At 48.3% G+C, this 22,231-nt stretch carries 17 protein-coding genes; 8 read left to right on the forward strand and 9 right to left on the reverse strand.

What is annotated here, in order from left to right:
• Nucleotides 1-4 precede the first annotated feature (4 nt).
• The 6 genes from rsxC to gloA are packed head-to-tail and all read left to right on the forward strand — an operon-like array spanning nucleotide 5 to nucleotide 6,098.
• Nucleotides 5-2,593 (forward strand): electron transport complex subunit RsxC, encoded by a 2,589-nt coding sequence (gene rsxC, locus EPB59_RS08055; protein WP_195706958.1) that lies wholly within the window; start codon nucleotides 5-7, stop codon nucleotides 2,591-2,593.
• Nucleotides 2,593-3,639, forward strand: coding sequence for an electron transport complex subunit RsxD (gene rsxD, locus EPB59_RS08060; RefSeq protein ID WP_055050472.1), 1,047 nt, complete (start codon nucleotides 2,593-2,595; stop codon nucleotides 3,637-3,639). The genes rsxC and rsxD overlap by 1 nt, the downstream gene beginning before the upstream one ends.
• A gap of 11 nt (nucleotides 3,640-3,650) precedes the next feature.
• On the forward strand, nucleotides 3,651-4,280 hold the full coding sequence (gene rsxG, locus EPB59_RS08065; RefSeq protein WP_148534489.1) for an electron transport complex subunit RsxG: 630 nt from the start codon (nucleotides 3,651-3,653) through the stop codon (nucleotides 4,278-4,280).
• 1 nt (nucleotide 4,281) lies between these two features.
• Nucleotides 4,282-4,974 (forward strand): electron transport complex subunit E, encoded by a 693-nt coding sequence (locus tag EPB59_RS08070; protein ID WP_055050471.1) that lies wholly within the window; start codon nucleotides 4,282-4,284, stop codon nucleotides 4,972-4,974.
• 26 nt (nucleotides 4,975-5,000) lie between these two features.
• Nucleotides 5,001-5,642: an endonuclease III gene (gene nth / locus EPB59_RS08075; protein WP_001057748.1), complete on the forward strand. Its 642-nt coding sequence runs from the start codon at nucleotides 5,001-5,003 to the stop codon at nucleotides 5,640-5,642.
• A 39-nt stretch (nucleotides 5,643-5,681) separates the two neighbouring features.
• Nucleotides 5,682-6,098 (forward strand): lactoylglutathione lyase, encoded by a 417-nt coding sequence (gene gloA / locus EPB59_RS08080; RefSeq protein WP_154172215.1) that lies wholly within the window; start codon nucleotides 5,682-5,684, stop codon nucleotides 6,096-6,098.
• A 94-nt stretch (nucleotides 6,099-6,192) separates the two neighbouring features.
• On the opposite strand, the gene motY is transcribed toward gloA, so the two are convergent.
• Nucleotides 6,193-7,077 (reverse strand): flagellar protein MotY, encoded by an 885-nt coding sequence (gene motY, locus EPB59_RS08085; protein ID WP_134818710.1) that lies wholly within the window; start codon nucleotides 7,075-7,077, stop codon nucleotides 6,193-6,195.
• A 274-nt stretch (nucleotides 7,078-7,351) separates the two neighbouring features.
• Here motY and rnt point away from each other — a divergent pair, with 274 nt between their 5' ends.
• Both rnt and EPB59_RS08095 read left to right on the forward strand, forming a co-directional pair.
• The gene (gene rnt, locus EPB59_RS08090) at nucleotides 7,352-8,026 is read left to right on the forward strand and encodes a ribonuclease T (RefSeq protein WP_000130235.1); all 675 of its coding nucleotides are present in this window, start codon (nucleotides 7,352-7,354) and stop codon (nucleotides 8,024-8,026) included.
• Nucleotides 8,027-8,129: 103 nt separating this feature from the next.
• Nucleotides 8,130-9,455 carry a Na+/H+ antiporter family protein gene (locus tag EPB59_RS08095; protein WP_154172217.1) on the forward strand — a complete coding sequence of 442 codons (1,326 nt, stop codon included), beginning with the start codon at nucleotides 8,130-8,132 and terminating at the stop codon, nucleotides 9,453-9,455.
• Between the two features lie 95 nt (nucleotides 9,456-9,550).
• Here EPB59_RS08095 and purF read toward each other — a convergent pair whose 3' ends face one another.
• From purF to glnS, 8 genes are all read right to left on the reverse strand, one after another.
• Entirely contained in the window at nucleotides 9,551-11,065 is a 1,515-nt protein-coding gene (gene purF, locus EPB59_RS08100; RefSeq protein WP_055050467.1) for an amidophosphoribosyltransferase, read from the reverse strand.
• Nucleotides 11,066-11,097: 32 nt separating this feature from the next.
• Nucleotides 11,098-11,589 (reverse strand): CvpA family protein, encoded by a 492-nt coding sequence (locus tag EPB59_RS08105; RefSeq protein ID WP_001104251.1) that lies wholly within the window; start codon nucleotides 11,587-11,589, stop codon nucleotides 11,098-11,100.
• Nucleotides 11,590-11,651: 62 nt separating this feature from the next.
• On the reverse strand, nucleotides 11,652-12,239 hold the full coding sequence (locus tag EPB59_RS08110) for an SPOR domain-containing protein (protein WP_154172219.1): 588 nt from the start codon (nucleotides 12,237-12,239) through the stop codon (nucleotides 11,652-11,654).
• Nucleotides 12,240-12,242: 3 nt separating this feature from the next.
• Nucleotides 12,243-13,505, reverse strand: a complete 1,263-nt coding sequence (folC, locus tag EPB59_RS08115; protein WP_154172221.1) for a bifunctional tetrahydrofolate synthase/dihydrofolate synthase — start codon at nucleotides 13,503-13,505, stop codon at nucleotides 12,243-12,245.
• A 44-nt stretch (nucleotides 13,506-13,549) separates the two neighbouring features.
• Nucleotides 13,550-14,476 carry an acetyl-CoA carboxylase, carboxyltransferase subunit beta gene (gene accD, locus EPB59_RS08120; RefSeq protein WP_000118589.1) on the reverse strand — a complete coding sequence of 309 codons (927 nt, stop codon included), beginning with the start codon at nucleotides 14,474-14,476 and terminating at the stop codon, nucleotides 13,550-13,552.
• Between the two features lie 172 nt (nucleotides 14,477-14,648).
• Nucleotides 14,649-15,443, reverse strand: coding sequence for a tRNA pseudouridine(38-40) synthase TruA (gene truA, locus EPB59_RS08125; RefSeq protein WP_055043874.1), 795 nt, complete (start codon nucleotides 15,441-15,443; stop codon nucleotides 14,649-14,651).
• 105 nt (nucleotides 15,444-15,548) lie between these two features.
• Nucleotides 15,549-20,294, reverse strand: coding sequence for a FimV/HubP family polar landmark protein (locus tag EPB59_RS08130; protein WP_154172223.1), 4,746 nt, complete (start codon nucleotides 20,292-20,294; stop codon nucleotides 15,549-15,551).
• A gap of 225 nt (nucleotides 20,295-20,519) precedes the next feature.
• Nucleotides 20,520-22,190: a glutamine--tRNA ligase gene (gene glnS / locus EPB59_RS08135; RefSeq protein ID WP_055043876.1), complete on the reverse strand. Its 1,671-nt coding sequence runs from the start codon at nucleotides 22,188-22,190 to the stop codon at nucleotides 20,520-20,522.
• Between the last annotated feature and the right edge of the window lie 41 nt (nucleotides 22,191-22,231).

Raw genomic sequence — 22,231 nt, forward strand, 5'->3', positions numbered from 1 at the left:
TGGTATGCTGTCATTAATCGAACAAATCAAATCAGGCAAGCTTTGGGACTTCCCCGGCGGCATTCATCCATTTGAAAATAAACATCAATCCAACCGTCAGCCCATTATCAATGCGAGCATTCCGAATGAGCTGGTACTGCCGCTCAAACAGCACATTGGTAAGGCAGGCGATTTACTGGTGAAAGTGGGCGACCGTGTCCTAAAAGGCCAGCCGCTGACTCAATACACCTCGACCTTCATGTTGCCGATTCATGCACCAACTTCAGGCGTCATTAGCGCTATTGAACCGCGTACGGTGGCTCACCCTTCCGGTTTGAGCGAGCTGTGTATTGTACTGGCACCAGACCACCAAGAAGAGTGGTTCGAATTGCAGCCACAGCCGGATTATCAACAGTTGTCACCCGAGACACTTTTGGAACTGATCCGTCAGGCTGGTATTTCAGGTATGGGTGGCGCAGGCTTCCCGACCGCGAAGAAACTGCAATCTGGGCTATCACGCACCGAAATCTTGATCATTAACGCTGCCGAGTGTGAGCCTTATATCACCGCAGATGATGTGTTAATGCGTCAGCATGCCAATGAAATTATTCAGGGCATCGAGATTGTTGAGCACATTTTAAAGCCCAAACTGACCATCATCGGGATTGAAGATAACAAACCGGAAGCCGTTGCAGCGCTGCAACAAGCCGCGCAAGACAAACCAATAGTGATCCGCGTTATCCCAACCAAATACCCGTCAGGCGGTGAGAAGCAACTCATCAAGATCCTGACTAACTTGGAAGTTCCGAAAGGCGGCATTCCTGCTGATATTGGTCTGTTGGTACAAAACGTCGGCTCTTTACAGGCAATTGCGCGCGCCATTTTGCATGGCGAGCCACTGATCCGCCGCGTTGTAACGCTCACCGGTGATTGTTTCCGTAAGCCGCGTAACGTTTGGGCACTGCTCGGCACTCCAGTACAAGCTCTGCTCAATGAGTTTGGCTACAAGGCTGATAAAAAGCTGCCGCGCCTAATCATGGGCGGCCCGATGATGGGTTTCACCCTGCCACACGCGCAAGTGCCGATCACTAAAACCGCCAACTGCATTCTCGCACCAACACGCAATGAGTTAACCAGCAGTGATCATGAAATGGCCTGTATTCGCTGCGGTCAGTGTGCGGATGCTTGCCCGGTTTCATTGTTACCCCAGCAGTTACAATGGCATGCCAAGGCGCAAGAGTTTGATAAGTGTGAAGAGTTAAATCTTAAAGACTGTATTGAATGCGGTGCCTGTGCCTACGTCTGCCCAAGTGACATTCCTTTGGTGCAGTATTATCGCCAAGCCAAAGCAGAAATTCGCACCCGCAGTTTAGAAGCGGAAGCCGCTGAACGCGCTAAAGCACGCTTTGAAGAGAAAAAAGCGCGCATGGATCGCGACAAAGCGGAACGCGAAAATCGCTTCAAGCAAGCGGCGGAAGATCGCCGTAAAGAGATGCAGCAGCAAGGTGGATCCGATGCCATTGCCGCTGCGATTGAACGCGTTAAAGCGCAAAAAGCTCAGCTTGAGCCAGCCGATAACAGCGTAAAACCTGCGATTGCGGCGGCGATTGCACGCGCCAAAGCCAAACAGGCAGAAGCTGCACAGAGTGGTGCAAGTGAGCCGGATAACAGTGAAATGGCTAAACTGCGTGAAGAACGTAAACGCCAAGCTCGGGAACGCAAAACGGAAAAAGGCGAACCGACAGAAGCACAAGCACCAATCAGTGATGACGCGAACGATAAGAAATCTGCCGTGGCTGCTGCGATTGCTCGTGCTAAAGCGCGTAAAGCCGAGCAGCAAAACGAGCCTGAGCAAGCAGATGTCACACAAAACAATGACGACACCGATCCGAAAAAAGCTGCGGTAGCCGCTGCGATTGCTCGCGCTAAAGCACGCAAAGCCCAGCAGCAAGACGAAACGGAGCAAAGCGAGACTCAGCAAGACGAAGTCGCACCAAGCTATGACGATGCCGATCCGAAAAAAGCTGCGGTAGCCGCTGCGATTGCTCGCGCTAAAGCACGCAAAGCCCAGCAGCAAGACGAAACAGAGCAAAGCGAGACTCAGCAAGCCGAAGTCGCACCAAGCAATAACGACTCCGATCCGAAAAAAGCTGCGGTAGCTGCTGCGATTGCTCGCGCTAAAGCACGCAAAGCCCAGCAACAAGACGAAACAGAGCAAAGCGTAACTCAGCAAGCCGAAGTCGCACCAAGCAATGACGATGCCGATCCGAAAAAAGCCGCCGTTGCCGCTGCGATTGCTCGCGCTAAAGCACGCAAAGCCCAGCAGCAAAACGAAACAGAGCAAAGCGTAACTCAGCAAGCCGAAGTCTCACCAAGCAATGACGACTCCGATCCGAAAAAAGCTGCGGTAGCCGCAGCGATTGCTCGTGCTAAAGCGCGTAAAGCCCAGCAGCAAAACGAAACGGAACAAAGCGATGCCGTACAAGTTGAAGTCGCACCAAGCAATGACGACGCCGATCCGAAAAAAGCCGCCGTTGCCACTGCTATCGCTCGCGCTAAAGCGCGCAAAGCCGCACAACAATCATCTAATTTAAACGCTGAGGAGAATGACTAGTGGCCTTCTTTATTGCTAGCTCCCCACATTTACGCAGCAAACGTAATACTGCCGATGTCATGCGCTGGGTATTGGCCTGTGCTGTGCCAGGCCTGATTGCCCAAACCTACTTTTTTGGCTACGGCACACTGATTCAATTACTGCTGGCTATCTCAGTCGCCGTGGCGCTAGAAGCGGGAATTATGCTACTGCGTAAACGCTCCCCCGTATCCGCACTACGCGACTACAGCGCAGTGGTGACGGCACTGTTATTGGCCGTAGCCATTCCGCCGCTTTCACCGTGGTGGATTGTGGTCATTGGTTTGATCTTTGCGATCGTGATAGCCAAACATCTTTACGGTGGGCTTGGGCAAAACCCATTTAACCCCGCCATGATTGCTTACGTGGTACTGCTCATCTCCTTCCCGGTACAGATGACCAGCTGGATTGCACCAACCAAGTTGAATGCCGAACCCAGTTCGCTGGTCGATTCGGTATCACTGATTTTCGGTGGCTTTAACATTGATGGGCTGTCGTTACAGCAAATCCGCACCGGTATTGATGGCGTAACCATGGCAACCCCACTGGATGCCATCAAAACCTCGCTCAAAGCGGGGCACACCATGAGTGAAACCTTAACTCAGCCTCAGTTTAGCGGTTTTGCGGGTATCGGTTGGGAATGGGTCAATATTGCCTATCTGCTCGGCGGCCTGATGCTGCTGAAGCTGCGTATCATACGTTGGCATATTCCGGTGGCAATGTTGGCAGGTTTAGTCATCACGTCGTTACTCGCTCAGCTCTTTGCTCCGGGGACAACCGCTTCACCCGTTATCCATCTTTTATCAGGCGCGACCATGCTCGGCGCATTTTTTATTGCGACCGATCCGGTCAGTGCCAGCACCACTGACAAGGGTCGTTTGATTTACGGTTTCTTTATCGGTGCTATGGTGTTTATCATTCGTAGCTGGGGTGGTTACCCTGATGGTGTTGCGTTTGCAGTGCTGCTCGCCAACATGTGCGTACCACTGATTGATTACTACACCAAACCCAGAACTTACGGACACTAAGAGCGCGACTTATGCTGACAGCAATTCGAAAAAATGGTCTGATTCTCGCCGTCTTTGCCTGTGTTTCTACTGGCTTGGTCGCGCTGACGTACGCTTTGACGGCCAATCAAATTAAGCAACAAGAACAGAAGCAACTGCTGCAAGTTCTGAACCAAGTGATCCCACATAAATACCACGATAACTCGCTAGCAGAAGCCTGCACCTTGGTAAACGATGCCGAACTTGGCACACCAAAAACCATGCATGCTTATCTGGCTAAACGAGGTGGTGAACCAAGCGCCATTGCGATTGAAACCATTGCACCCGATGGTTACAACGGCGAAATCAAAGTGATTGTTGGTATCGCTAATAATGGTTCAGTGCTCGGTGTGCGTGTGCTTGCTCACCAAGAAACGCCAGGATTAGGCGATAAGGTTGATTTACGGATCAGTAATTGGGTATTAGGATTTAACGGTCAACAAGTCACCGCAGATAACCAAGATGACTGGAAAGTACGTAAAGATGGCGGCCAGTTTGATCAGTTTACCGGCGCAACCATTACACCGCGTGCGGTCGTACAAGCCGTGAAAAAAGCGGTGATGTATGTGAACCAGCATAAACAACAGCTGCACAGTCAGCCTAATCCGTGCGAGGGTCAATAACATGAGTGAAAACAGAACTCTGATGTTAAATGGCATGTGGAACAATAACCCGGCCTTAGTACAATTGCTGGGGTTGTGTCCACTGCTGGCAGTCTCTTCTACCGTCACCAATGCGCTCGGGTTAGGTATCGCAACCCTACTGGTATTGGTTGGATCCAATGTGACGGTATCTCTAGTGCGTGACTATGTGCCAAAAGAAGTGCGCATTCCCGTCTTCGTCATGATCATTGCATCGCTAGTCACTTGCGTACAACTGCTGATGAATGCGTATGCCTACGGGCTTTACCTCTCACTCGGCATTTTTATTCCGCTGATTGTGACGAACTGCATCATCATTGGTCGTGCCGAAGCTTTCGCTTCAAAAAATGATGTCTTGCCTGCCGCACTTGATGGATTTTGGATGGGACTCGGCATGACTTCCGTGCTGGTCGTACTCGGTTCACTGCGTGAAATCATCGGCAACGGCACTCTGTTTGATGGCGCCGATCTGCTTCTTGGTGAATGGGCCAAAGTGTTGCGTATCGAAATCTTCCATTTTGACAGCAGCTTTTTGCTGGCACTCTTGCCTCCCGGTGCCTTCATCGGTGTTGGCTTCTTGATTGCCGCGAAAAGTGTGATTGATAAACAGATTGCCGCTCGCCAACCAAAACAACAAAAGCAAGCCATAGAGCGCGCACGAGTGACCAATGTCTAACCTTGTAAAGGAAGCCAACCCGTCTAATGAATAACGCGAAACGGATTGAAATTTTAGAGCGCCTGCGGGCTAACAACCCAAAGCCAGAGACCGAATTAAACTGGAGTTCACCTTTTGAGTTGTTGATTGCGGTATTGCTCTCCGCACAAGCGACCGATGTTAGCGTCAACAAAGCCACCGATAAACTGTATGCGGTGGCCAACACTCCACAAGCCATGCTCGATCTGGGTGTTGATGGAGTCAAAGAGTACATTAAGACGATTGGCCTGTTTAACTCCAAAGCAGAAAACGTCATCAAAACCTGCCGTATTTTGCTTGAGAAACATCAAGGTGAAGTACCGGAAGACCGCGAAGCGTTGGAAGCTCTACCTGGTGTTGGGCGCAAAACTGCCAATGTGGTACTGAACACCGCCTTTGGCTGGCCAACCATTGCGGTGGATACCCATATCTTCCGTGTTTCCAATCGCACCAAGTTTGCGGTGGGTAAAAATGTCGATGAAGTTGAACACAAGCTACTCAAAGTGGTTCCAAGCGAGTTTAAGCTCGATGTACACCACTGGCTGATCCTGCACGGACGTTATACGTGCATTGCACGCAAACCGCGCTGTGGTAGTTGTATCATTGAAGATCTTTGTGAATTCAAAGAGAAAGTTTACCCAGAAAGCTAATTTCAAAAAAAACCGTTATCCGGAAAGCAAGGAGCCTTTATGTCAAACCATCGTATTTTGCACACCATGCTACGTGTCGGCGATTTGGATAAATCGATCGAGTTTTACACCCAAGTCATGGGCATGACTCTACTGCGTAAAAATGAGAATACCGAATACAAATACACCCTCGCCTTCTTAGGTTATGGTGATGAATCACAATGTGCCGTGATTGAGCTGACCTACAACTGGGGTGTTGCTGAATATGAAAAAGGCAATGCATACGGCCATATCGCGATTGGTGTTGACGATATCTATACCACTTGCGACATCATCAAAGCCTCAGGTGGCATCGTGACACGCGAGCCAGGACCGGTGAAAGGCGGTACAACGCACATCGCTTTCGTCAAAGATCCGGATGGTTACATGATTGAACTCATCCAAAACAAGCAAGCAACAGCAGGTCTAGAAGGTTAAGCAAGCCGTTTTCTTCCCTATACCGCCACGATTGGCGGTATTTTTTTAGGGTAATAACAAGCCATCTTATTAGTAAATCGTCATAGGTAGGGTTTCACACCTGAGTACGACCTAGAGAAATCACCACGCGGCGGTTTTTGTCTTTGCCAATCGGTGAAGCGTTATCAGCAATCGGCCGACGCTTGCCATAACCTTGCACCTGAATTCGATCTTCCGGCAAACCGATGGATTTAAAATACTCCCTCAGCACTTCAGCACGCTTTTCAGAGAGATTTTGACTGTTGTTGTTAGTGTCGGTTGAATCGGTGTAGGTCGATACCAGCACTAAATCAATATCGGAGTTATAGCGTACATATTCGGCAATTTGAGCTAAGCGCTTTTGCGAAGCTTTGTTCAGCTCAACGCTATCGCCTTGGTCGTAATGCAAAATCGTGAACGAAATGTCCTCGAAACTGTAAGGCAGTAACTTGGAAATGCAGTCGCTAAATTCGTTGTAAGGTTGCTGGAAGAGCACCGCAGAAAGCGCCACTTCAACGCGTTGATCGCGGCTTTGCCAATCTTGGTAGCTAAAGGTTGGGTAACGCCCTTTTTCAAGCTCACTCAACAGTGACCAAGCCGTTTGCCCGCCAATATAACCATCAAATTGTTTGAAGAATTGTAGATTGGTAATGCGATCTGCCGCCTCACCCGGTCGCCAAATCGGCGGCATAGACACAAGGCTAACGTTACGAGTATCGCCCATCGGGCGGCGCATTTTCAGTTCGAAATCGAGGTTGATTTTTTTGCCAGCACGAGAAGAAAACTCGGCATCCCCATAGTTCGGGATCGGGTGCACAAGGCGGCATTCCAACGGCGTGTTGGTTTGCATTTGCCACGTAGACTGCTGTGGTGTTGCCACATAACGCACCTCCAACGCCAAAGCAACTGGCGCTGATAATGTGCTCAAGGCAAACAAACTTGTGATAACCCATTTATTCATAAATACTTTTTCTCACTACTGGTACTGCATGCTCAGGTGGAGGTTTGCCACCTGCGAGACTTGATGATTTAGATGCAAAAATCTAGCCAGCGCGATAGTAACATGGATAACGATAAACGGAATTGACTCTCGGTTAACCGATTAAACCTTCAGCAGTCAAACACCACCGATCCTCTTTCTTGAGCAATTAATTGCCTTGATTTGAATAGGCTAGGTTTTTCTCCCGAGCAGAATCTGCAATAATGCCAGCCTTATCACACAATTTAGAACCCGCATGACTGATAAAAATGACGCGCAGACCCTGAGAAAACGCTTTCGCGGTTATTTTCCTGTGGTTATCGATGTAGAAACCGCAGGATTCAATGCTCAGACGGATGCCCTTCTTGAAATTTGTGCCGTTACTTTGAGTATGGATGAAAATGGGGATTTGCACCCAGCAAGCACGATTCATTTTCATGTCGAGCCTTTTGAAGGCGCTAACCTTGAAAAAGCCGCATTGGAATTTACTGGGATTTATGACCCATTCAGCCCACTGCGTGGCGCCGTCACTGAAGATCATGCTTTAAAAGAAATTTACAAACTGGTTCGCAAAGAACAAAAAGCCGCAGACTGCAGCCGCGCCATCATTGTGGCGCATAACGCGCATTTTGATCATAGTTTTGTGATGGCGGCGAGCGAACGTTGTAAATTAAAACGTGTTCCATTCCATCCTTTTGCCACGTTTGATACTGCGGCTCTGAGCGGTCTTGCTTTCGGGCAGACCGTGCTTGCCAAAGCGTGTAAAACCGCAGGGATGGAATTTGACAATCGCGAGGCACATTCTGCCTTGTACGATACCCAAAAAACTGCAGAGCTGTTCTGCACCATTGTCAACCGATGGAAGGCTTTAGGTGGCTGGCCATTGGTCAATGATAATGAGGACAATAACAATGATGCCGACTTAGATTGAAGCTCGCTACTGCGTATGAGCGACTTCAACAGGTAAGGCCTGTCCCCACACCACCTCTTTTTTCAGGTAGTCAGGGGAAACACACAACATCCCGAGAAAAAATATGAATCCAGTAGTCATTTCCGTTTGTGTCATGCTGCTACTAGCCCTGATGCGGGTGAACGTCGTGGTTGCTTTGACGTTCAGTGCCATCGTTGGTGGTTCAGTCGCAGGTATGAGTTTAAATGATACCGTTGCCGCTTTTGAAAGCGGTTTGGGTGGCGGAGCCACTATCGCCTTAAGTTACGCTATGCTCGGCACCTTTGCCGTCGCGATTTCTAGATCGGGCATAACCGACTTACTCGCGCAAAGTGTGATTCGTCGCATTCATGGTCAAGAAAACCATGTGGCTTCTACGGGCCTGAAATACGTTGTGCTGATTTCATTGCTGCTCATGGCAATGGCATCACAAAACGTTATTCCCGTGCACATCGCGTTCATCCCGATTTTGATCCCACCACTGCTGAGCGTATTCGCCAAGCTCAAGCTCGATCGCCGCTTAGTCGCGTGCGTACTGACTTTTGGTTTGATCACCCCTTACATGGTACTTCCAGTCGGTTTTGGAGGCATTTTCCTCAACAACATTCTGCTGAAAAACCTGCATGATAATGGATTGGAAGCCATCACGGCCAGCCAAGTGCCTACGGCAATGATTCTGCCTGCGATTGGTATGATCTTTGGTCTATTGCTAGCGGTCTTTTTCAGCTACCGTAAACCTCGTGAATATCAAGAAACTGAGTTGACGGTGGTTCAGCAAGACAGTTTTGCAATCAATAGCAAACACATCGCCATCGCAGGATTGGGGATTGCTGCTGCGTTGGCCGTACAGTTGTTTACGGGATCAATGATTATTGGCGCACTGGCTGGCTTCATGGTGTTCACTTTTGGTGGTGTGATTGCGTGGAAAGAAACGCACGACGTGTTCACCAAAGGCGTACACATGATGGCGATGATTGGTTTTATCATGATTTCTGCGGCCGGTTTTGCGGCGGTAATGAAAGCCACAGGAGGCGTTGAAACGTTAGTCGCCTCACTCTCCACTAGCATTGGAGACAACAAAGCCTTGGCTGCCCTACTGATGTTAGTGGTGGGTCTGTTAGTGACCATGGGTATCGGTTCTTCTTTCTCAACCATTCCAATTATTGCCACCATTTATGTACCACTCTGCCTCTCGTTTGGTTTTTCACCGATGGCGACGGTTGCTCTCGTGGGTACCGCTGCTGCATTAGGTGATGCTGGCTCCCCAGCTTCCGATTCAACGTTAGGCCCAACCTCTGGCCTCAATGCCGATGGTCAACATGAGCATATTTGGGAAACCGTAGTACCAACTTTTATCCATTACAACCTACCGCTCATTGTCTTCGGCTGGATTGCCGCTATGGTGCTGTAACTACAGCGTAGTGAGAAATAACACCTACGAAAAAGGCTTCCCGAGGGAAGCCTTTTTGTTACTGGACGGAGATTCAATCATGACACTCTGAGCGATTAAGCGCCTTCGTTGTGTAACTCTAGGTTCGCCAGATCTTGCTGAATCTCACGTTGATATTTTGCATCATCACAACGCATGGACTCGAGGAAATCCAAGTACTGCTGGTCAATATCACCCGTTACGTATTCACCATTGAAAACCGAGGCTTCAAACTTGACGATATCCGGATTGCCACAGCGTACCGCGTCCACCAGATCATCGATAGTTTGGAAAATCAGTGCATCAGCACCAATTTGCTTACAGATCGCGTCATTGTCACGACCGTGAGCAATCAGTTCATTGGCACTTGGCATATCAATACCATACACGTTCGGGAAGCGGATCTCAGGTGCAGCAGAAACGATGTACACCTTCTTCGCGCCGGAATCACGAGCCATTTCGATGATCTGCTCCGAGGTCGTGCCACGTACGATTGAGTCATCCACCAACAGTACATTCTTATCCTTAAACTCTGAGCGAATCGCATTGAGTTTACGACGTACCGATTTCTTACGTTGCTGCTGACCCGGCATAATAAAGGTACGGCCAACATAGCGGTTTTTCACAAAACCTTGGCGGTATGGTTTATCAATTGCCTGAGCAATTTGCAGTGCGATATCACACGACGTTTCTGGAATTGGAATAACCACATCAATATCGAGATCGCTGTAGTCCGCTTTAATGCGCTCACCCAAGCGGTTGCCCATTTCCACACGTGCGCTGTACACCGAAATTTTGTCGATGAAGGAGTCAGGACGCGCAAAATAAACAAACTCAAAGATACACGGGTTCAGGGCTGGGTTATCTGCACACTGTTTGGTGTAAAGCTCACCATCAAAAGTGACATAAATCGCTTCACCCGGTGCCACATCACGCACAAAATCAAAACCCACAGCATCCAGCGCCACCGATTCTGAAGCCACCATGTATTCGTGCTGACCATTGGTTTCGCGCTTGCCGAGGCACAATGGGCGAATACCATGTGGGTCACGAAATGCAACCATACCGTGACCAATGATCATCGCCGCCACCGCGTAAGCACCACGAATGGTACGGTGTACATTGCTGATGGCACGGAATACATCCTCAGCTGTCACGTTGCCTTTTACCGTATCGATCTCATGTGCCAGCACATTGAGCAACACTTCAGAGTCAGACGTGGTATTGACATGACGGCGATCTTTTTCGAACAACTTCTGGCGCACTTGGTTCGCGTTGGTCAGATTACCGTTGTGAGCAAGTGTGATACCGAAAGGAGAGTTGACATAGAAAGGTTGAGCTTCTGAGGCACTGGAGCTGCCTGCGGTTGGGTAACGCACATGGCCGATCCCGACATTGCCTTGCAGGCGTTGCATGTGTTTCGCTTCAAAGACATCCCTGACTAATCCATTTGCCTTACGCAGACGAAAACGATTGCTTTCTATGGTACAAATACCCGCGGCATCTTGGCCACGATGCTGCAGCACAGTCAAAGCGTCATAAATTGACTGGTTTACAGGCGTTGTTCCCACGATTCCAACAATACCACACATGTCCTAATCCTCGATTTCAACCGTCTCCGGCGCTAAATCGCGCCAGAGAGAAAACTTGATGTTGCTTTTAGGTGTTCAAAGAACGGAGCAATAACGCGACTGAATTCAGGCACTAACTGCGAACTCTTCCACCACTCTGTGTTTGGAAATGCGGTAAACGCATCCATGAAGAACAGACCTGCTGCGACAATCAACACACCACGTAGTGCACCAAACACCACGCCGAGAATTCTGTCGGTTCCTGATAGTCCTGTTTTTTCGACCAATTGGGCAATCACGTAGTTAACGATAGCACCCACGATTAAAGTCGCCACGAACAAAGCCGCAATCGCCGCTCCATTACGAAACATATCGTCTTTAATGTTGGTGAAGTACACCGCCAGTTTGGCGTAATACTCCGAAGCGATATAAAACGCCCCAAACCAAATCACTAAAGACAAGGCTTCTTTAGCAAAGCCGCGAACAAGACTGATCAGCGCAGACAGGCCGATCACACTTAAAATGACAATATCTAACCAGTTCATGAGTTCTTACATCTTAAGTTGGCGCGCATTTTAACAGAAAAAAACGCGACGCAAACGTTTTCTTATGGGTTTAATGGTTTAAATTTGAGCAATTGACCTTTGGCACCGGTAATTTTTTCTAATTCCAGCAGCTGAGTTTCTAGCTTAGATTTCGACACATCCGGACCAATAATCACTCGGGTAAAATCATTCTCTTGTTTGACATGCGCCTGATAGCCACGCTTTTGCAGATCCGCGACCACACTGCGTGCATTGTCTGCGTTCTTTAATGCCATGAGCTGAATGATCCAAGCGGAATCTTGGTAATCGTTGGTTTCTGGCACTTCCGTCACTGTCACCGGTACCTGCTCCACCACTTTTGTAGGTGGTGGATTTTTGGGTACAGAAGCGGTACTTGCAGCTACAGACGGGCTTTCAGTACCCGTTTGAGTAACGGACACCGGCGCTTCGGGCAGTGCAATGGTATCTTGTACTGGATCCTGCACCTCAAACTTTTCTACTTCACCTTCTAGCTGCGGTTTGATAGGAATGCTAGCGATCTCTTCTTTAAAGTGCGTTTTCTTACCATCGAGCACATCGGGCAACACAATCACACCGATCGCCACCAACACGATGGTGCCAACTAAACGGCTTTGAAATTTACTGGCCATTTACTATCCTCTCTTCTGCCAATGCTCAAGCACTTCACCCACGGTATGGAAAGAGCCTGCTACCACAATGACATCTTGCGCTGAAACTTGTGTCAACGCGGCTTCAAATGCCGCTACCGGATTAGCATATTGAATATTGCCTGCGGGTAAATACTGGCAAAGCTGTTCCGCCGTTGCAGCGCGAGGACCAGACAGAGAAGCTGGATACCAATGTGTTACCACTGGATTCAGTTCCATCACTGTCGAGGCAATGTCTTTATCGTGCAGCATACCTAACACCAAATGGATCACTTGCTGCGGATAACGCTGCTTGAGCTGCTCCACTAAATAGTGCGCAGAGTGTGGGTTGTGCGCCACATCCAGCACTATGGTTGGCTCACGGCTAATTACCTGCATACGTCCCGCCAATTGCGCATGACGTAACCCTTCAACAACATCAAGATCACTGATTTCTAGCCCAGAACAGCCGAGCGCCATCAGCGCCGTCGCAGCATTGGGTAAAGGCAGTGACGGAACGGGCAAGTCCGTTAACTCAAAACGCCCACTGCGCCAATGCCAAGTAGTCTCTGAGGTTTTTTCATAGCTGAATTGAATTTCAACTTGGTGCAGCTTGGCGCCAATATCATCAGCATGCGCCGCAACCGTCGCAGGTGGTTTAGGTTGCCCACAGATCGCAGGTTTACCTGAGCGGAAGATCCCTGCTTTTTCATAACCAATGACAGCAATATCATTACCGAGCCAATCGGTATGATCCAGAGCTAAGCTAGTAATCACACTGACATCGTGCTCAACAATGTTGGTGGCATCAAGGCGACCACCCAACCCAACTTCCAGTAGTAATACATCCACTTTCTGTTGTTGGAAAAGGTAAAGCGCAGCCAAGGTGCCAAATTCAAACAGACTTAAGCTCACGTCACCACGCTCTTGCTCAATATGCGCAAACGCTTGGGTGTGCATCTCATCGGGCAGATCTTGCCCATTGATGCGTACGCGCTCGTTATAACGAATCAGATGAGGTGAGCTGTACACGCCAACGGAATAGCCGGCTTGCAGCAAAATGGCTTCCATTAATGCACAGGTGGAACCTTTACCATTGGTACCCGCCACTGTGATGATGGTTGGTGCAGGTTTGGTGAGTTTGGTTTTTTGGGCAACGGCTTGAACGCGTTCTAAGCCGAGATCAATTGCTGAAGTGTGTATGTGGGCTAAATAATCAAGCCACACCGCGAGTGGAGATGTGGCTTGAGGAACAGGCTTTTGAGTCATCTAACGTACAACCATAGAATCCGTTGGTTTAGTTAGCGCTTACTTTACCCTTTTTTGTTGGCTTCTGGTACCGCATAAGGAGCTTCATTTGGCGCGTCGTTCACAGAAACCACTAGCGGAGACGCTTGGCCAGTCATTTTAGCCAATAGGCTAGAAACGCGTTGGCGCATATCACGACGATCAACAATCATATCGATCGCGCCATGCTCAAGCAGAAATTCGCTGCGTTGGAAACCTTCTGGCAGGTCTTCACGTACCGTTTGTTCAATAACACGACGACCAGCAAAACCGATCAGCGCCTTAGGTTCACCAATATTGATATCACCAAGCATCGCCAAGCTAGCCGAAACACCACCCATGGTCGGGTCGGTCATCACGGAAATGAACGGCAGACCTTTATCAGACAAACGCTCTAACGCCGCACTGGTTTTTGCCATCTGCATCAGAGACATCAACGCCTCTTGCATACGTGCACCACCACTGGCGGAGAAACAGATCAAACCACAGTTGTGTTCCATTGCCGCTTCGACCGCACGCACAAAGCGAGCGCCTACTACAGAGCCCATTGATCCTCCCATGAAGGAGAATTCAAATGCACAAGCCACCACAGGAACGCCAAGTACCGCACCTTTCATAACAACCAGTGCATCTTTCTCACCACTGGCTTTCTGAGCAGCAACGATACGCTCTTTGTAGCGTTTAGAATCTTTAAACTTCAGTTTGTCTTGTGGCTCTAGCTCTTCACCCAACTCAAAACGTTCACCTTGATCGAGGAACGTTTCCAAGCGGCGGCGCGCTTTCATGCGCATATGGTGATTACACTTAGGACAAACTTCTAGGTTACGCTCTAATTCGGCGTAATAAAGCACCTGTTCACACGACGTACATTTAGTCCAAACACCTTCTGGAATAGAGGCTTTGCGTGAACTACCAATGTTGCTTTTCTCTAAAATTTTTTCGAGCCAACTCATGGAAGACCTTTTACTCTCAATCTCCTGCCATTAGCAGGAGAGATAAATTCGACAAAAACGCGTGTGGATTAAAGCACAGAAAATGCTAACTGTAGACAAAAAACTGGTTGTACCTATTTCCGCCCTTAGGCCACAGCACAATATTGTTTATTTTTGAGTCAATTACTAGCCGTTAGTTCAAATTATCCGGTAAGAAAAGTGGCCCAATTGGCATTTCTGGCAATCCAAAATGCGCAGGATAATCCACTTCTACCAAATAAAGACCTTCTGCTTTTGCTGTCGCAGCAGCCAAAGTCCGATTTTTTTGCTCAAGTAACCATTGAATCCATTCCGGCTTCTGCTCGCCACGCCCCACCGCAATCAAACTACCGGTGATATTACGCACCATATGATGCACGAACGCATTGGCTTTGATGTCAATCACCACATAGCGGCCGTGACGAGTGACATTCAAATGCATGAGATTGCGCCAAGGGCTACGTGATTGACAATGCACTGCGCGGAATGAAGTGAAATCGTTTTCGCCGAGCAAGTATTGTCCGGCTTGCTGCATTTTTTCGACATCCAGTTCACCGTGATAATGACTGACACCAGAATTCAAAATGCCAGGACGGTAAACATGGTTGTAGATGACATAACGATAGCGTCTGGCTGTAGCACTGAATCGTGCATGAAAGTCGTCTGGTACTGAGCAGGCCCAACGCACTGCAATATCTTTGGGCAAATTAGCATTGGCGCCCATCGTCCATGCCACCATCTGCCGTTCCGCGGTAGTATCAAAATGTACTACTTGCCCTGTACCGTGAACACCTGCATCCGTTCGACCCGCACATTGTACTTCAACCGGATGATTGGCAATTTTGCTCAGCGCTTTTTCTAGCGCTTCTTGAACACTTTTGACTTCTCTTTGGCGCTGCCAACCATAGTAGTGAGTCCCGTCATACTCAATACCTAACGCAATTCTCATGCTACTTGTCTCAATAAAAATGGGGCGGGAAGTATAAACAGTTTGCTCATAAATTTCTAATCACCAGAAAAGTAAAAGGCAGCTAAGCTGCCTTTTAAAGAGTGGTTATACTCGCCCATTAAGAACATCAATTAGCCGTTTAGCTTGCTGACGAATTTCATCATCACCGTCAACAATCGCCTCTTCGAGTAATTTGATAGCACCTTTCTCATCGTTCATTTCGATGTAAATTTTCGCAAGATCCAACTTACCCGCGGCTTCCGCGCCACTATCCACATCGATATCTCGAATATCACCGATCACATCGGGGAACTCATCCAGACCCACATCAAGCTTCAGTTCTTCTTCATCTGGGTTTAGGTTTTGCTCTTCCGATTCAACCTGTGCCATTAATTCATCAATCGTCATGTAACCATCACGCTGCGGGTCGAAATCCAACAGATCCTCTTGCGAACCCCAATTCTCAGGTTTTGCTTGTGGCTCTGGTGTTTCACTTGCCCAAATTGCCTGCTCGTCTTCCGGCACGTCATCCGGTAACTGTGCTTGCTGATCTGGCGTTAAGTGGAAACCGTTCCAGTCTTCCCCTCCCATCTGCAACATGGCATCAATATCCATGCCTGCACTGTCGATCGTTTTCGCATCGAGCGGACGATCAAAACTGAATGTTTTTTCGTTTTCCGGTCTTTCGCTTAACCAATCATGTAATGCATCTTCATCGTAGCCTTGTTGAGAAGCTCGACTAGCGGTCTCGGTTGGTGTTTCAGACGCAATCTCAAGCGCAGCTGCGGGAACTTGGTCTACATCTGGCTCAAGACTGGTTCCAAGCTCCGGCTCTGCAGGCACTTGCAACACTTCGGCGAGTGCATCATCTTCGGTAAACTCTGGCAGTTCCTGTTCATCCAGTGCAATGAACTCTTGCTCTACTTCTGGATCAAGGCTGGTTTCAAGCTCTGGCTCCTCGACAGGCGCTTGCAACGCTTCAGCAAGTGCATCTTCTTCGGTGAACTCGGGCAGTTCCAGCTCATCCAGTGCAGTGAACTCATCCTCAGTTTCTGCCTCTGGGCTTACTTCAAGCTCTGACTCCTCGACAGGCGCTTGCAACGCTTCAGCAAGTGCATCTTCTTCGGTGAACTCTGGCAGTTCCAGTTCATCCAGTGCAACGAACTCTTCTTCAGCTTCTGGCTCAGGGCTTACTTCAAGCTCTGGCTCCTCGATAGGCGCTTGCAACGCTTCAGCAAGTGCATCTTCTTCGGTGAACTCGGGCAGTTCCTGTTCATCCAGTGCAACGAACTCTTGCTCTACTTCTGGATCAAGGCTGGCGTCTAGTTCCGACTCTTCAGGAGTTGGCAACGCTTCGGCGAGTGCATCTTCTTCGGTGAACTCGGGCAGTTCCAGCTCATCCAGTGTTGCGAACTCGTCCTCAGCTTCTGGCTCCGGGCTTACTTCAAGCTCTGGCTCCTCGACAGGCGCTTGCAACGCTTCAGCAAGTGACTCTTCTTCGGTGAACTCTGGCAGTTCCAGTTCATCCAGTGTTGCGAAGTCGTCCTCAGCTTCTGGCTCAGGGCTTACTTCAAGCTCTGGCTCCTCGACAGGCGCTTGCAACGCTTCAGCAAGTGCATCTTCTTCGGTGAACTCTGGCAGTTCCAGTTCATCCAGTGCAATGAACTCTTGCTCTACTTCTGGATCAAGGCTGGCTTCTAGTTCCGACTCTGCAGGAGTTGGCAACGCTTCGGCGAGGGCATCTTCTTCGGTGAACTCGGGCTGTTCCAGTTCATCCAGTGCAGTGAACTCATCCTCAGCTTCTGGCTCCGGGCTTACTTCAAGCTCTGGCTCTTCGATAGGCGCTTGCAACGCTTCGGCGAGTGCCTCTTCTTCGGTGAACTCTGGTAGTTCCAGTTCATCTAGTGCAACGAACTCTTCTTCAGCTTCTGGCTCAGGGCTTACTTCAAGCTCTGACTCCTCGACAGGCGCTTGCAACGCTTCAGCAAGTGCATCTTCTTCGGTGAACTCTGGCAGTTCCAGATCATCCAGTGCAACGAACTCTTGCTCTACTTCTGGATCAAGGCTGGCTTCTAGTTCCGACTCTGCAGGTGCTTGCAACGCTTCGACGAGGGCATCTTCTTCGGTGAACTCTGGTAGTTCCAGTTCATCAAGTGCAACGAATTCTTGCTCTACTTCTGGATCAAGGCTAAGTTCAAGATCCTGTTCAGAAACGGCTTGTTCGTTACTCAATTCAGGTGCGAAATCATCTAGTAGATCATCATCGATGATACTGGTCTCTATATCTTGATCTGTATCATTCGCGTCAGCAGTGACTGGCTCAGGTTGAGGATCCATGTCAAGCTCAGAGACATCAGTCATATCCTGTTGAGCGAATGTACTAAAAGCCTGCTCTTCCGTTTCCTCAGGCAACACCAAATCATTGATAGTCAATGCTTCATCTTGTTGCTCTTCTTTTGTCTCATGGCTATCTGCAATATCGGACAAGTCATTGATAGCACTAGTGCTTAATGATGGTGCCTCTAGATTATCAGCCCCATGCGAAGAGGTTTCCTCTTCAAAGGCCCAATCATCATCTTGAGGAATGCCAAACTCATTCGCAGGAAGTGTATTTTGAGGTAAAGGCGCCGACTCCTCTTCGGTACTGCCTTCAATTTCTGGTTTGAAATCAAAATCATCGGCTTGCGCAATTGACTCTAATTCATCACGTTGAGGCTCAAGTAAAGGATCGGTAGCGGGTGCAGAGTTGAGTAAATCATCAATGAAAGTATCGCTATTAAATTCATCGTCAATCGGGGAATCAACTTGTTCTGCTTGTTGCTCTATTTCAAGTAATTCATCAAACAGCTCAGTGCCGTCTTCAACACTGAGTTTTTCCGGAGCCACTGAGAATTCACTGGTTTCAACCGACTCATCATCTAAATCCAAGTCATCGAGCAACTCATCCAACAGTTCCGTGCTATTTTGATCAATATCGAGTCCAGATAGATCTTCATTCGATATCGGCTCACCCAACACCTCATCCAGTAATTGCGTACTGTCTTGCTCTAATTCAGCTAATGGTTCATCAGCTTGTGCGAGATGAGTCGCTCGCAGCCCAAGCTCATCGGTTTCGGGGGTATCAAATTCATCAAGCAACTCTTCAAGAAGATCGGTACTATTTTCCGCGACCGGTGTTTCATGCTCAGCCAGCATTTCATCGAGTAGTGCTGTTTCATCCACCGCATTGGCTTCCAGATGTTCAAGATCGGCTTGCTCCTCAATAGAAGCAAACAAGTCATCGAGATCTTGCTCATCGACAACACCTGCACCGCTTAAATCAAACTCATCATCGCCTTCTGTATTGAGCAGGTCTAATTCATCATTCAATAAAGTATCGAGCGTTTCGGTATCTTGAAGTTCCGGCTCTTCATCAAGGGCATCCAGTTCACTGGACAGCAAATCATCCAGCAGTGACTGGTCGATGTTACCATCCTCAAGAGGTTCATCCTGTCCTGCATCGCCAGATAACAGAGCTTCAATATCGTCCTCTGACATCTGATGCTCATCAGCCAAGTCAAAAGAATTGAGATCTTCGTCCTCTGTTTCTGTTGTCACATCGTTGAGCGCCCGCTCCATCTCTTCGAGTCCAAGCGCTTTATCATCACTATTAACTGAAATTCCGTTGGCACTTTCATTCAACGCATCAAATTCAGTGTCCAGATCTCCGTCATCGTCAATGCCAACAAACAGATCTTCGCTATCTTGCCCATCGAGATTGAAATCCAGATCGGTTTCATTCAAATCGGCGAAAACATCATCATCAGAGAAAGCTTTATCTTCTTGTGCGCTTTCTTCCTTATCATCAGTGGTACTGAATAGATCATCATCCAATAACAGGTCATCACCAATATCATCGGTTTGTTCCGGACCAAGGGTTACTGGCGCTGCGGTAGGCATTTCAGAAATAAGATTGGATGAATTGGTATTGTCTTGCTGTGCGGCCGAACGACGATTGAGCAGCAGTAGCACCACGATCGCAATCAGAAGTCCAGGAATAAGGGCTAGCAGAGCCACTAACCAACCGTTTGAGAGTAGATTATCCAACGATGAGGGAGCGAGACGCTGCGCTTCTTCGGCTTTACGACGTTCTTCTTCGAGCAGTTTTTCGACTTCACTGCGGATCCTATTTTCATCACCCAGCTCTTGTTTTAACGAACTCACTTCAGACTGGACTTCAGATAACATGACTCGCAGCGTATGGTTTTTCTCTTCCAACGCCATCACTTCAGTCTCTGAATTAACTGGCTTAACCGCGTTCTTAATCTCAGGGGCTGGTTTTTCTTCTACTTTGGGTTGAGGGGCAACCTCAGGTTGTGTTTGAGCGACTTCCTGCACTTTAGGTGGAGCAGCGGGACGAACAGGCACAGCAGGTGCCACTGGTGTTTGGTTTAATTTCGCTTGGTGAGCAGCCATGATATTGACTGCTTCTTGGTTACTATTACGGCTAATTTGCGCTAATGACGGTACGCGTAATGTACTACCAGGGATCAGAGTATGGATATTTTGATTCTCAAACGCTTGTGGATTGAGCTGATAAATCGCCAGTAACGTCTGCTGTACCGTCACACTGGGAGACGGTCTTAATTGAGTCGCGATTGACCACAAGGTCTGATTTTCCGTTGTCGGGCCGAAAAATTTACCGGGTTCGCTATTGGCCGAATTACGAACAATATTTTCACTGTATTGAGGCGTAGGTTGAACTTGGCCATTAGGACCAACAAGACGAATGCTTTCTGCACTGACGAAAGAAATCTGAGTCACGACCATCACTGCGACAGGCAGTAGTAGTCGTTGGAAAAATCGACGCATAAAAGGCTCAGTATGTGCTTTGAATTTTGAAGTACGGAGATTGGTTAAATATATCGGATCCTTCCAGCAAAACTATAGACTGGCTGGCAAAAAATGTGTCACGACCGGAATAATCGCAGGAATCTCACACAAATTTCAGCCCTAGCGTGAAGCAAACCCATTTTCACGCGACTAAAAATAAAGCCAGCACTCTGGCTGGCTTTATCAATAGTGATCCTTTTCGACTTATTCTTCGTCGATTTTTGCCCAACTATCACGCAGGCCAACAGTACGGTTAAACACCAATGCTTGCGCACTAGAGTCTTTGCTGTCTGCACAGAAATAACCCATACGCTCAAATTGGTAACCAAACTCAGGTTGAGCAGCAACAAGGCTTGGTTCTACGTAACCTTGAACTTTCACCAGGGATTCAGGGTTAATCGTTTCTGCAAAGTTATCTGCCGCACCTGGATTAGGTACAGTGAACAGACGCTCGTAGAGACGAAACTCTGCTGAAACACCTTTTTCAGCGGATACCCAGTGAATCACACCTTTCACTTTGCGACCATCAGCTGGGTTTTTACCCAAAGTTTCAGGATCGTATGAGCAGAAAATAGTAGTGATATTGCCTTGCTCATCTTTCTCAATGCGCTCAGCTTTCACCACATAGGCACCACGTAGGCGGACTTCTTTGCCAAGCACAAGACGTTTGTATTTCTTATTCGCTTCTTCGCGGAAGTCTTCACGCTCAATCCACAATTCACGAGTGAATGGCACTTCACGCTCGCCCATCTCAGGTTTATTTGGATGGTTAGCAATGGTGAGTGTTTCTACAGTGTCGGCCGCGAAGTTTTCAATCACAACTTTAACCGGATCCAGCACTGCCATAGCACGAGGTGCATTTTCGTTGAGATCATCACGAATGCACGATTCAAGCGCACTGAACTCAATCATGTTTTCTTGTTTGGTTACACCAATGCGCTTACAAAACTCGCGGATTGCGCTTGGTGTGAAACCACGACGACGTAGGCCAGAAATGGTCGGCATACGTGGGTCATCCCAACCATTGACCAGTTTTTCAGTCACTAGCTGGTTCAGCTTACGTTTTGACATCACCGTATATTCGAGATTCAAACGGCTGAATTCATACTGACGTGGATGGCACGGAATCGTAATGTTATCCAAAACCCAATCGTACAGACGACGGTTGTCTTGGAATTCCAAAGTACAAATAGAGTGCGTAATACCTTCGAGCGCATCAGAAATACAGTGTGTGAAATCGTACATCGGATAAATGCACCATTTGTCACCGGTTTGGTGATGCTCTGCAAAGCGCACACGATAAAGCACTGGATCACGCATCACAATGAAAGAAGATGCCATATCGATCTTCGCACGTAAGCAGGCTTTACCCTCTTCAAATTCTCCCGCACGCATTTTTTCAAACAGCGCTAAGTTTTCTTCTACGCTGCGATCGCGGTATGGGCTGTGCTTACCAGGCTCAGTTAACGTGCCGCGATATTCACGAATTTGTTCTGGCGTAAGCTCATCAACATACGCTAAGCCTTTTTGAATCAGTTCTACAGCGTATTCGTAAAGCTTGTCAAAATAGTCAGATGAGTAACACACATCACCCGACCATTCAAAACCAAGCCAAGTCACATCTTTTTTGATCGACTCAACGTATTCAAGGTTTTCTTTTTCTGGGTTTGTATCATCAAAACGCAGGTTACACTGCCCCTGATAATCCTGAGCAATACCAAAATTCAGACAGATTGACTTGGCGTGACCGATGTGCAGATAACCATTCGGCTCCGGAGGGAAACGAGTATGCACGGTCGTGTGTTTACCATCCGCAAGATCTTTATCGATAATTTGGCGGATGAAGTTCGATGGACGAGCCTCAGCTTCACTCATCTATAGCACCTCAAAATTCATTTAGTATTGTCAGAAAGCGT

The sequence above is a fragment of the Vibrio metoecus genome (assembly GCF_009665255.1).
Classification (GTDB): Bacteria; Pseudomonadota; Gammaproteobacteria; order Enterobacterales; family Vibrionaceae; genus Vibrio; species Vibrio metoecus_B.